This is a genomic window from Lacinutrix algicola (genome assembly GCF_001418085.1).
Taxonomy (GTDB): Bacteria; Bacteroidota; Bacteroidia; order Flavobacteriales; family Flavobacteriaceae; genus Lacinutrix; species Lacinutrix algicola.
In genome coordinates this window covers 134,254-147,192 of the sequence record NZ_LIQH01000020.1, presented here as the reverse complement: position 1 = coordinate 147,192, position 12,939 = coordinate 134,254, and the positions used below count along the sequence as shown (strand labels likewise).

The 12,939-nt window shown below is 30.9% G+C and carries 11 protein-coding genes; 2 read left to right on the top strand and 9 right to left on the bottom strand.

Annotated features, from left to right (window positions below; translation table 11 throughout):
- Nucleotides 1-92: 92 nt before the first annotated feature.
- The 5 genes from ASC41_RS01405 to ASC41_RS01385 form a co-directional block, all read right to left on the bottom strand.
- Nucleotides 93-947, bottom strand: coding sequence for a pseudouridine synthase (locus ASC41_RS01405; protein ID WP_055434882.1), 855 nt, complete (start codon nt 945-947; stop codon nt 93-95).
- A gap of 166 nt (nt 948-1,113) precedes the next feature.
- Entirely contained in the window at nt 1,114-2,064 is a 951-nt protein-coding gene (locus tag ASC41_RS01400) for a carbon-nitrogen hydrolase family protein (protein ID WP_055434852.1), read from the bottom strand.
- Nucleotides 2,064-2,969, bottom strand: a complete 906-nt coding sequence (locus ASC41_RS01395) for a geranylgeranylglycerol-phosphate geranylgeranyltransferase (RefSeq protein WP_055434851.1) — start codon at nt 2,967-2,969, stop codon at nt 2,064-2,066. The genes ASC41_RS01400 and ASC41_RS01395 overlap by 1 nt, the downstream gene beginning before the upstream one ends.
- Before the next feature lie 70 nt (nt 2,970-3,039).
- On the bottom strand, nt 3,040-3,969 hold the full coding sequence (locus ASC41_RS01390) for a mevalonate kinase family protein (protein WP_055434850.1): 930 nt from the start codon (nt 3,967-3,969) through the stop codon (nt 3,040-3,042).
- Nucleotides 3,970-3,996: 27 nt separating this feature from the next.
- Complete coding sequence (locus ASC41_RS01385) at nt 3,997-5,079, bottom strand: diphosphomevalonate decarboxylase (RefSeq protein WP_055434849.1); 1,083 nt, start codon at nt 5,077-5,079, stop codon at nt 3,997-3,999.
- A 242-nt stretch (nt 5,080-5,321) separates the two neighbouring features.
- Here ASC41_RS01385 and ASC41_RS01380 point away from each other — a divergent pair, with 242 nt between their 5' ends.
- On the top strand, nt 5,322-5,888 hold the full coding sequence (locus tag ASC41_RS01380; RefSeq protein WP_055434848.1) for a TetR/AcrR family transcriptional regulator: 567 nt from the start codon (nt 5,322-5,324) through the stop codon (nt 5,886-5,888).
- On the opposite strand, the gene ASC41_RS01375 is transcribed toward ASC41_RS01380, so the two are convergent.
- Genes ASC41_RS01375 through ASC41_RS01365 form a run of 3 tightly spaced genes read right to left on the bottom strand, consistent with a single transcriptional unit; the run spans nt 5,885 to nt 8,306 of the window.
- Nucleotides 5,885-6,412 carry a DUF1697 domain-containing protein gene (locus tag ASC41_RS01375; RefSeq protein WP_055434847.1) on the bottom strand — a complete coding sequence of 176 codons (528 nt, stop codon included), beginning with the start codon at nt 6,410-6,412 and terminating at the stop codon, nt 5,885-5,887. The genes ASC41_RS01380 and ASC41_RS01375 overlap by 4 nt on opposite strands.
- Nucleotides 6,409-7,623 carry a BaiN/RdsA family NAD(P)/FAD-dependent oxidoreductase gene (locus ASC41_RS01370; protein ID WP_055434846.1) on the bottom strand — a complete coding sequence of 405 codons (1,215 nt, stop codon included), beginning with the start codon at nt 7,621-7,623 and terminating at the stop codon, nt 6,409-6,411. The genes ASC41_RS01375 and ASC41_RS01370 overlap by 4 nt, the downstream gene beginning before the upstream one ends.
- Nucleotides 7,620-8,306 (bottom strand): glycerophosphodiester phosphodiesterase, encoded by a 687-nt coding sequence (locus ASC41_RS01365; RefSeq protein ID WP_055434845.1) that lies wholly within the window; start codon nt 8,304-8,306, stop codon nt 7,620-7,622. The genes ASC41_RS01370 and ASC41_RS01365 overlap by 4 nt, the downstream gene beginning before the upstream one ends.
- 71 nt (nt 8,307-8,377) lie before the next feature.
- On the opposite strand from ASC41_RS01365, the gene ASC41_RS01360 reads away from it, so the two are divergent.
- Nucleotides 8,378-9,181, top strand: a complete 804-nt coding sequence (locus ASC41_RS01360; RefSeq protein WP_055434881.1) for an NHL repeat-containing protein — start codon at nt 8,378-8,380, stop codon at nt 9,179-9,181.
- Here ASC41_RS01360 and ASC41_RS01355 read toward each other — a convergent pair.
- Complete coding sequence (locus tag ASC41_RS01355) at nt 9,178-12,888, bottom strand: metallophosphoesterase (protein ID WP_055434844.1); 3,711 nt, start codon at nt 12,886-12,888, stop codon at nt 9,178-9,180. The genes ASC41_RS01360 and ASC41_RS01355 overlap by 4 nt on opposite strands.
- Between the last annotated feature and the right edge of the window lie 51 nt (nt 12,889-12,939).

Genomic DNA, 12,939 nt, shown 5'->3' with positions numbered 1-12,939 from the left:
TAACTTATTGTTTTACAATTGTTAACATAATTTTTTAAAACAAAAAAAACCGAGCATCGCTCGGTTTTTATAATCTTTCTTGACGTAATAGTTTACATCATCATTAACATTTGCACTTCCTGCTCTGTTAATATTTTCCAGTTACCTCTAGGAATATCTTTTTTAGTTAAATGTGCTATTTGCACGCAATCTATTCTTACTAATTCATGTTTAAAATAATCGAATATAGTATGTAACACAGTGTTACCTGTATTCTTAATTTTTATACCTATTTCGTTTTTCTTATCGTTTACATAGTCAATTTCTTCTACAGTAATTAACTTTCCTTCAATACGAACACCCTCACGAATTTTCTTTAAATCGTCTAGTTTTAAATTGCTATCTAATTCTAAATGAAATAAACGCTCAACACCTTTATTAGAACTTGTAAAACGAGATACAACTTTAGAATCGTTTGTAAACAATAATAAACCTGTAGAATTTCTACCCAAACGCCCTATTGGCTTTATACGAGATGGTGTAGCATTAGCTACAAGATCCATAACTGTTCTACCTTTATGCTCACTTGTTGTGGTTGCAAAACCTTTTGGTTTATTTAATAGAACATAAGCTTTTTTCTCAGGAGTTATTCTTGATCCATCGTAACGAACTTCATCATCTATTTTTACTTTATAGCCCATTTCTACGACTACCTTTCCATTTACACTTACTAAACCAGTTGCAATGTGCACATCTGCATCACGACGTGAACAGACACCTGAATTAGCAATATATTTATTTAAACGAATCTCGTCTGAAACAGCTCCTTTTTTAGGCTGAACTGCTTTTTTTCCTTTAGAGTTCGATTTATTTATTCCAGTATTATCTTTTCCTGAATTATTTTTGTAAGCTTTCTTTCCTCCATTTGGAGCAGATTTTCCTTGTCTTTGTCCGCCTTGTTTACTCATTGCTTCTAATTTTATTCTCAACTATTTTTGAGGGTGCAAAGATAGTTTATAATTTAACATCTACTATACTTAATTAATGCTTTGTTTAATTAACCCTTTAGTATAACTTATTGATTTCTAATTACAAAACAACACTTTAGTTTACCTGAGAAAATAAAGAGAGTAATTAATCTTTATATTCTACAGTAGATTGTCTTTCTCTATTTACTGAAAGTTTTGTTATATCTGGGCGTGAATAGTGACCTACTGGGTCAAAATTTTGACGCTCTTCGTAAACACGATTAAAATCTATTTCTTGAATTATTAATCCTTCTTTATGCAATACTGGCTCTACAATCCACTCTCCATCTGGTCCAGCAATACAACTGCCTCCATTTGCTAAAACATCAGGACATTTTTCTAATACTTTATCAAGGTGTATCATGTTCTCAGGAAACATTTCCTTGGTCATTAAACTAGATACTGAAACCACAAAAGAACGCGATTCTCTTGCTATAAAGCGTGTAATATCCTTTGTATTGTGGTCGCTTCCTGGCCAAACTGCAATGTGTAGATTTTCTCCCAAACCATACAAAGCTGTTCTTGGTAAAGGCATCCAGTTTTCCCAACAATTAAGTCCGCCAACTGTAAATTGTTTTAGACTATGCACCTGTAATCCATTACCATCTCCGGGAGACCATGTTAATCTTTCGTCGTAGGTAGGTTGAAGTTTTCTATGTACCGATTTTATTTCACCTAATGCATTAATATAAACAAGTGAAGCATATATTGAATGTCCTCCTCTATTTTTTGCACGCTCCATAATACCTATATATACAGCAATATCATGAGCTTTCGCTAATTTACATATACCGTCAAGCTCGCCTGCTTCTATTTGAATAGAGTTTCTTACATACTCTGCATGTAATTCCTTACTTACTTTAGTATCCCATTCTGCACCACCTGTTAAAGCTACCCAAAATGGATATCCTGGCACTAGTGCTTCTCCAAAAACAATAAGTTCGCATCCATTTTTACCTGCTTCAATTATAGAGTGTTCTACTTTTTTTAGTGTTTCAACTTTATTCAATAACACAGGAGAAATTTGTGCCATTGCAATTTTTAAAGTGCTTTCCATTATAAAATACGATTTAAAACTAAATTAACATCAATTAGTAAAATACCAAATACACCAGCCACAATAATAACTTTCAATATATTATGTAAAATAACATAATGTGTTTTTGTTGTTGATTTCCAAAGAAAAATTAAGAAAATAATAAGTAAAGCTATAGCTAAATAAAAGTAATATGTCATGTAACCAATTTCGAATTTGGTAATTAACAGGTATAGTGGAATTAGTGTTAAGACAATTAAAAAAGTAATCATTTTTTTAGACGTCTTTTCACCATATACCACAGGAATGGTTCTGTAATTTAACGCCAAATCTCCTTTCATATTTTCTAAATCTTTTGCTAACTCCCTAATAGCAATAATTAAAAATAAAAAAGAGGCATGAACAAAAATAACTGTATCAAAATTTTTATAATAGATAAAAATAGCAAAAAACGGAGCTATAGTTAAAAGAGCTGATACAATATTACCAACTATGGGCATTTTTTTTAATTTGTGAGAGTAAAACCAAATCGCAAAGATATAAGCCGAAAAGAATAACACAGGATTAAACGACACATAACTTGCCATAACAATTGCCGAAAAGTTTAAAATGAAATAAAACGACAATTTGGTGTTTTGACTTACCAATTTATCTAACATAGTTTTGTTAGGTCTATTGATTAAATCTTTTTCGGAATCGTAAAAATTATTGATAATATAACCTGCTGCAACAACTGCAGCCGAAGCCAATACAAGCATTAATAAATTTAAATCTAACAACACCTTTTTAACAGGGATATTGTGTGCGAATATGTAAACAGATGTTAGGTATTGCGCAATTACAATAACAAGAATATTGTAACCACGAACAACGGAAAACAAACTAAAGAACTTGAGTAGAATGTGTTTCTGCTTTCTAGTGAACATAAACTTTTATCGATAATTTTATGTGATATTGGGTATTCTCTGAACGTCTAGATTTTACAAAAATTGTAGTCTAAAAATTATACACTACTTCAAGCTTATAATCTTTAAGAGATTTTTCTGCCTTTATAATATCTTGAGTAAAACCTAAAATATAACCACCACCACCAGAACCGCAAAGCTTAAGGTAATAATCGTTAGTATCAATACCTTTTTTCCAAAGCTCATGAAACTGAGCTGGAATCATTGGTTTAAAATTGTTAAGCACCACTTTAGACAATTGCTTAGTGTTACTAAAAAGAGACTTTATATCTCCTTTTAAAAAATCTTCAACACAAGCATCTGTATGCTTAATAAATTGTGTTTTAAGCATATTACGGAAACCTTCTTGTTTCATGTTTTCCATAAAAATGCTAACCATTGGAGCAGTTTCTCCTGTAATACCACTATCTAATAAAAACACGGCTCCTTTTCCAGATGTGCTTTGTGTTGGTATTCCTGTAGCCTCAATATTATCTTTAGAATTAATAAGTATTGGCAAGCTTAAATAACTATTTAAAGGATCTAATCCAGAAGATTTACCGTGAAAAAAAGATTCCATTTCAGAGAAAACAGTTTTTAATTGTAGTAATTTCTCTCTCGTTAAATTTTCAAGAACAGTAATTTTATTAAGTGCATACTTATCGTAAATAGCAGCTACTAAAGCACCACTACTTCCAACACCGTATCCTTGAGGTATTGACGAATCGAAATACATTCCATCAGCTACATCAGCCTTTAGTTTCTCAATTTCAAAAACCACTAAATCTTCACTTATATTGTCTAAATATGTAGCAAATTTTATTAAGCTCTCATTAGATTTCTTAGATTCTTCATTAGGATTTTCATCCGTCTTTAAAGCGCCATTATAAAAATTATATGGTATTGATAATCCTTTAGAATCTTTAATGATTCCATATTCTCCGAAAAGTAGGATTTTTGAGTAGAAAAGTGGACCTTTCATATGTTATTTAAGTTCTTGGTTTTAAAGTTACAATTGTTTTGCACCAAAACCAATTCTATCGCAAATATAATGACCGTTTTGACAATATGCAACTAACTCTGTTTTAATGAACTCAATAATTGCTTTAGTTTCATTCTCTGGATACAAAATATGTACATTTGCACCTGCATCTAAGGTAAAACTAATATGTAAGCCTGTTTCTTTTCTAAAACTCCATATTTTATTAATTATTTCGAGAGTATTCGGTTTCATTAATATGAAATAAGGCATACTCGTCATCATCATAGCATGAAGCGTTAGTGCTTCGCTTTCAACTAGAGCAATAAAAGCGTCTAAATCTCCCGATTCTAGAATAGCTTTAATTTTTGTTATATTCTCATCTGCTTGCTTAAAACGTTCTTGAGCAAAAGGATGCCCATGCATTAAACCATGTCCAACAGTACTGCTTACTTGTTTTTCTCCTTTATCTACTAATAAAATGGTGTCTTGATAATTTTTAAAATTCTCATGAACTTTATAAGGGTATTTTACACCAAATAAATCGCTACTTCCCTCAATATCATCATGCTTTCCCCAAACAACCAAATCGCCTTCTAAACTCCTACAAGCACTTCCTGAACCTAATCTTGCTAAAAACGACGCTTTTTTAATAAAATCTTCCTCTGTTATCTCAGGATTCAACTCTTTTTCAATACTCATTAAACACAAAGCTAATGCACTCATTCCTGATGCAGAAGACGCAATACCTGAACTGTGTGGAAAAGTATTTTCTGTTTCAATTTTAAAATAAAACTCTTTTAAAAAAGGCAAGTACTGTTCAATTCTTGTAAAAAAAGTAGTGATTTTTGGCTCAAAATCAGGTTTATGAACCCTATCTAAAAACACTTGAAAAGAGAAGTTTTCCTTATTCTTCTCTCTTTTAGAATACGTTAATTTCGTTATTGTTTTACAAGCATCTAACGTAAAACTAATAGATTGATTCTCTGGTATTTGGTTTTCTTTCTTCCCCCAATACTTTACCAAAGCAATGTTACTTGGAGAAGACCAAGAAATTGTACCATTAATCTCTTTTATTGATAAATTTGTAGGAATAAACTTATTTATAGGCATACGAAAATGAATTTCCACAAATATAGTTTTTAATTCTATTTAAAAATCTCTATTTTGCCATCATAACCTACATTCATTCGGTTTAGTGATGTTTATCGATGAAATTTTACATAAAATCTAAAATTTGATTGTAAGTTAGATTAATTAATTCTTAGCAAAATAAACTAACATTAGCTTTTAGAGATCCCTTAAATTCTCTCAACTCGAAGCTTTAACAACCCTATATACAGGGTAAAACTATAATGGATAAAAAACAAAGAATTATTCTTACAATGCTAGAGCTAGTAGTTGAACAAGGTGTAAATGCAACACCTATGTCTCAAGTTGCTAAAGAAGCTGGTGTAGCTGTTGGAACTATTTATCACTACTTTAAAAATAAAGAACAAATTATTGAAGAAATTTACTCGATGATTTGTCAGGATTTTGGAGTTGTAATGATGGCTAACGTGCCAGAAGAAGATGTAAAAAAACAATTTGAAACTATGTGGATTAACCTATACAACTACTTTGTAGGAAACCCTTTAGCTTTTAAATTTATAGAGTTTGTTGGAGTGCCTCCAATTATTACATCAGAAATTAGAATAAAAAATATCCCTCATTTCATTCATATTAGAGATTTCTTCTTAGCAGCTATATTAAGCAAAGATCTTAGAGATGTAAACTTAAGGTTAATAATGCAAATGGTTTTTGGAAATGTAATTTCTGCAAATAGACTTAAATTTAAAAATGAGCTAGAAATGACAAATAAACAGATTAAAGATGCAGTAGAAATGTCTTGGGATTCCATAAAAAATACAGAAAAGCATTAATCAAGTTTTAATAATTTGCTAATTGTATTATAATTTCTTGAAGTAGCGTTTACTTTAAGCTTTTTCTCAATGCTAGCCATATTAAATTTTGTACGACCATAACCCACTGAAGAGTAGAAATAAATACAGTTATTTACAATTGAGAATGTTTCATTTTCAATTATAATTGCTTGTACCTCTTTAACAAGATTAGCATCTGGAACTTGATCTAATAGAATAAAATAGCTTTTAACTTTTTTCTCTTCTGAAAAGACACAAGAATCAAAAATAAGCTGAAGCTCTTCTTTTGTTTTTACTAATACAGGTACATTGAAACCAAAATGAGACTCAATACCCTTACTAATAGCACCTTCTAAATTTCTATTATTATTTTCTGAAGACTGAAAAACCACATTACCACTTTGTATATATGTTTTTACATCTTTAAAACCGATACTATCTAATACATCACGTAAAACTGCCATTGGTACTTTTTTATGACCTCCAACATTTATTCCTCTTATTAACGCGATGTATGTTTTCATTTCTTAAAAATATTTTGAGATACAATATAAGCGCCTGTCCAAGCATTTTGAAAATTAAATCCACCAGTAACGGCATCAATATTTAAAACCTCTCCTACAAAATATAAATTCTCATGTAATTTACTTTCAAAAGTTTTAAAATTTACTTCCTTTAAATTTACACCACCGGCTGTAACAAACTCTTCTTTAAATGTACTTTTACCCTCTACATTAAAAATAGCTTCTGTAAGTTGATTTGCTAAATTTTCTATTTGCACTTTTGTACAATCTGCCCATCTTGTTTCTGTGTCTATTTGAGAAGCTAACACTAATTGATACCACAATCGTTTTGGCAAATCGAATTGCGTATAATTTATCACTTTCTTTTTATTAAGCTCTTTCTTAATCTCATTTAATTGTGATATTGCAATATTATAATCTGTATTTATAAAATTAACTTCAATAGAAAATTTGTAAGCTCTTTCAGCTAATTCTAAAGCACCAAATGCAGAGAGTTTTAAAATAGAAGGTGCACTCATTCCCCAATGTGTGATAAGTAATGGTCCGTCGGACTCTAAGTTTGAATCCACAACTTTAACACTAACATTTTTAGCAACAACACCAGGAATATCTTTTATACGATCGTCTTTTATGTTAAAAGTAAAAAGAGATGGAACAGGAGGAGTTACGGTATGTCCAAGATCCTCCAATACTTTCCATATTTTAGGATTACTTCCTGTAGCTACAATAAGTTTCTTACAAGTAAAATGATTTGTTTTTGTGTTAACTACCCAACTATTTTCTTTATGCTCTAGACTTATTACTGGATCACTTTTAAGCACCTCAACGTTATGTTTATTAGCTTCAGAAATGAAACAATCTATAATAGTCTGAGAACTATTAGAAACAGGAAACATGCGCCCATCTTCTTCAATTTTAAGCTCTACACCACGCTCTTCGAACCAAGCAATTGTATCACCTGTCATAAACGTATGAAAAGGACCTAATAATTCTTTTTCTCCTCTTGGATAATTAGCTACTAATTCTTGAGGAATAAACTCTGCATGTGTAACATTACAACGTCCGCCTCCAGAAACCTTAACCTTGGTTAACACCTCTTTTCCACGTTCTAGAATGGTTACTTTAGCATCTGGATTTTGCTCTGCTATATTAATTGCTGCAAAGAAACCAGAGGCGCCTCCTCCTACTATTATTACGTCTTTTTCTATCATAATCTATCTGGAAAATCGCCAATAATAGCATTTACATTATACGATTTCATTCTTTTAACTGCTTGTGGTGTATTCACCGTCCAAGTATTTATTTTATAACCTTGTTCTTGTGCTTTTTGCACATTATTTTTACTTAATAACGAGAAATTAGGATGTATTGCAACTGCATTAATTGTTTTAGCAAAATCTATAGCCTCATCAAGATTTGCTTTTGTAAGTACTCCTAAAGGAATATTTTTGTCACTATTATAAACGTCTGTTAATTCTTTATTTTGAAAACTTGAAATTATAAAATCTGAATATTCCCATCCAGAGTATTCAATATATTTATTAATAATTGCAACAGTTTCAAAAGCTGTATTTCTACCTTTTAATTCGATATTAATAATACATTTTTCATCTATTAAATCTAATATCTCTGTTAGCGTTGGTATTTTAAAATGCTCTAACACATTAAATGCCTTTAGTTCTGAAAGTGTAAAATTTGAGACTTCTCCGGTTCCATCTGTAAGCCTATCTACTGTAAAATCATGAAAAACAATTAACTCTCCAGATTTACATTTGTGCACATCTATCTCAATTCCATCTACTCCTAGCTCAATTGCTTTTATAATCGATTCTGTAGTATTCTCTGCAATATGTCCTTTTGCTCCCCTATGTCCAAATTTTAAAGGCTTTGACATTTTAATAATAGTTTATGATTTAATTTCTAATTTTGGCTTGATATATGCGCTACAAATATAAATTACAATTTATGACATTTACATTAAAACCTATATTCATTTTAAGTTTACTTTTCTTTTCTTGCAACACTGGCAACCTAGAAGTTTTAGCAGATATTGATGGATCTTTAGAGGAGGTTTCGGCTATAGCCATAACAAACAACTCTAGTCTATATTGGGTAATTGAAGATGCAGGAAATAGCAATATTTTATATGCTCTTAATAATAAAGGTAATATTGAAAGAAACATTACAATTACTAATGCTAAAAATAAAGATTGGGAAGATTTAGCAACAGACTCTAGTGGCAATATTTATATTGGAGACTTTGGAAACAACAACCATAAAAGAAAAGAATTTAAAATTTACAAGGTTTTAAAATCTGAACTTAACAAAAATAAAACTGAAGCAGAAATAACAACTTTTACACTACCTAAAGATTTAAAATCTCAAGATTTTGAAAGCTTTTTTATATGGAACAATGCTTTCTATATTTTTTCTAAAAATAATAAACACACAGATGTTCTTAAGGTAGAAAACAAGAAAGGTGAGTATGAAGCATCTTTTATAACAAGTTATAAATTTGACAAAAAAAGCAACAAAATTACATCGGCAGATATTAGTAATGATGGCAAAAGCATAGTGCTTTTAAACCATGAAAAAGTATGGCAGTTATCTAATTTTAAAGATGAAGATTTTTTTGGTGGAGATATAGAAGCGTTACCTTTTAAACATGATACACAAAAAGAAGGTGTTAGCTTTTTAAATAATAAAACCATCATAATTACTGATGAAACCAATAAGCATGATGGTAATATTTATAAGTTTAATCTTTAAAATGCAATACCAAAACCGAAAGAGAATCTTAAGCCTTCAACACTATTAAAGAAGTTAAATGTTCCCTGAACAGAATCTGCTGCAGACACCCAAAAACCACCTCCGTAATCATTATGCCACTTATCTGAGAAATCTCCTTTAAGCCAAACTCTACCCACATCTCCACCTGCAAACACTCCAATTTGCAATGGTAATGTTGAAGTTTTAAAAGATTTAAAACTGTATCTAAAATCGGCACTACCTACAAGAGAGTTCCTACCGGTAAAACGCTCTGTTCTAAATCCTCTTAAACCGTTTTCACCTCCAATATTTGCGGCTTGATAAAAAATAAGATCATCTCCAACCCTTACTTGTCCTCGTAAATCTGTTTTTAAAACTAATCTTCTATTTTTTGACAAAGCATTATAAAAACCTAAATTAGAATTAAAATAACCATAGGTGTTTTTTGTGTCGTCTGGCTCTGTTTTAATACCTGAATCTATATTAAATGTCATACCACGAGTTGGTACAATTTTGTTATCGAAACTGGCATAATTATAATTTGCTTCTAAAGCTGTAAAAAAGCGTCTATTATAGAAACTGTTATTTAGACTTGAAGGTGAAAAAGTTTCTATAAATCTATTTGTTGTTTCTCCAATTTCTATTCCTTCAAAAACTAATTTAAAACCATAATCACTACCAAAATCACCTTTTTTAATAATACCAACGCTAGCTAAATAAGTACTTGTTTTTACTCTATTATAATCTAAATCTAGTTCATCGTCATTGTTTACTGTTTCGTTTCCATATCCAAAAAAGTTATTCGTAAAATTCTCACTAGTAACTAATCCTGCTACATGCAAATTCCAATCTTTAAAAAGGTTTGCAAACTCTCCATCGTATCCAATACTAAATCCATCAGTTGCAAAAAAGTAACCACCTTTAAAACGGTGTTGTTGAGAATATGGATTACGCTGGAAGCCTTTAGTTGTTTTAATCATTGAAACACCTAGAGATATACCATCATCTGGATTGTATGCTAAACTTGGTGTAATTGTACCTGTTTTAACTATACTCTTGTTAAAATCGAAAAGGTTATTATTATATACATCTGTGAAGTTTATTTTCGCTCCATTATTCTCCTGAATTGTATTGGGTTTAGATAAATGATCGTAAACTCTTACTCGTCTTCCGTTTTTAATAATATAAGTATCGTTGTTTTGACCACCAATAATTCTTGTAAAAATTAAATTATTAGCTTTACCCGTAACTTCAAAAACATCATCATCGTCTAAACCATAAATCCATAATTCTTTTGTAACATCTTTATTATAAGTTCTATCTACTAAAACCTCACCTTTTTTACCATCGATAATTCTTGAAATTTTAACATTGGTTTCGTTATCACCAATTCTATTAATCTCGAAATAATCATCTTTATCTGTTCCGGTAACTATTACTAATTCGTTTAAATAATTATAGTATCGCTCTGTAATATCCAAAAGATTATCTCTTCTTCCTTTAAGATGCTTTTGAATTTCTTTTAAAGACTCGTCTTTAGCTTCAGTTGGTATTTTAGAAAAAGCATCGGCAATCACTTCATCTGTAATATTTTTCATTAAATGTTTAGCTTGCTTTATCCATGCAGCTTTATCTGAATCTTGAATTAAAACTTTATCCAGTTTAATTCCTGCGCTATTCATCCACTTTATATCTTTTAGTTCAGAATCGTAAACCTGTAGTTGCTTAGTAGAACCTGACAAAACCTTTAAAACATCTAATAATGCGCCATCGAAATTAGAAAACACTTGATCTCTATCTCTTGGAATTGGTTTAAATAATTTATCTCCATTCTCTTGATTAAACTGAGCCCATCGCCATTGATCTTGGTGTCTATCCCAATCTCCCAGTAACATATCGTACAATCTTGCTCTTATGTATGAGTTTTCGTCTATTTTATACTTTTCGTCTTCTCTTATTTTTGCAATAATATCATGAGTACTCTCTATATCATCGGCATAACCAAAGTTTTTTTCATCACTATAATTTTCTTCAGGACGTTCTTCAATCATATACAACTCACCTCCATACTCGGTATTATAGTCTCCCAAAAACTTATGTTTTGGAATATAATACAACTTTGGATTGGTATGATATACACCTGCAGCATGCGACAAATCTGGAACTGCAAAAAAGGCGTAAGGATGCGCTGCTGTATAAAAATCTAAAACAAGATCTTCTACTTTAGTTTTTTCAAAATCATTTTCTATATACGTTTCTTTAAACAATACTGTTTGCAAATATTGAGTCGCGCTTTTTCTTAATGCTCTCATATTTAATTCTCGACCATCTTTAGTTCTTAATCTTAAAGAACGTGTTTGATGGCCTCCTCCTGCTCTTACAATTTCTAGCCCTCCATAAAGAGTATCTAAAGTAGCTACTTTAGCAACTATTTCTGTACTATAAAGTTCGCGATATCTGTCTCCTAACAAGGTTTTATAAACACCAGTTTTCTCTGTTTCTGCTTTTGTGTAAATTGAAGTTTTAACTGTTTGCGAAAAAGTGTCTGGTAATGCATCTGTATTAAAAACATCTCTATTTTTTGGCAACACCTCTTTGGTAAACATTAATTTAGGATTCCCGTCTTCTGACACATACATACTAACCCATGTACTACCATCTTTAAAAATTGTTAACTCTGCGAAACCTTGTTGCCCAACAGAAAACAACCCATTTTTACTTAATGCAGCAGCAGATGTTTTTGCTCCAGAACCCGAAACAATTTGTTTAATCCCATTATTCTCAATGTACTGTAAAGAGTGCTCGTGTCCGGAAGCAAATACAATATTATCGTACTCTAATGCCATAGTTTCTATACGGTTCATTAGTTCGTTATACCTTTCGTTATATCTATCTTGAATAGATACGCCACCTTGTGTTCTTACCTGAGTTAATAAAGATGATAAAATAGGTAAAGGGATTTTTTTTTGAGTAGGATAAAGATGCTTACTAGCATCGTAAAAACCACCATGTGTACCGTTTGTATACATGGGATGGTGCATGGCAAAAACGACACGCTTATTTTGTGCTTTTTTAAGTTCACCTTCTAATTCTTCAAAAAAGCGTTTTCTTGTTTTTATTTCACATTTATCGTTAATCGTTGGATTTTTATTCCAGTTTTCAAGATACCACTGGCTATCCACAATAATTAATTGTACTTTTTCACTAACGTCTATACTTTCTATTGGGCAACCATTTTCTGGTTGAAATGTGTTTTTACCCAATACTTCTTCTATATATTTTTCTTCTCTTTTTACGCCTGAGACTCCATCTGCATACCAATCATGATTTCCTGGTATCATAACCGTGCTCCCTCTAAATCCTTCCACAGACTTAATTTGCGCATCTAAAGCATTTTCCGCATTTTCACGTCCAGAATTTTCTTTATCTACCAAACCATCTGGATAAACATTATCTCCTAAAAAAACAACAAAATCTTTCTTAGTGTCTTGATTTAAAATATGCTTATTAAAAGCTTGTAAACCCAAGGACATTTCATCTTTTGGAGATTTACCCGCGTCACCAATAAGATAAAACTTCCTATTTATTTCTTTATTTGGTAATGGATTAATAGCATTAACCTCATCACTATATTGAGCCTTGAAAGTGGCACAACTTGAAACGATTAATAAAATTAAAATTGTTAGAGTTATGTTATTTTTATTCATAAGGGAATTTACCGATTTTTTTTTTAGTAATTTGGTTTTCTTAAAATCTCA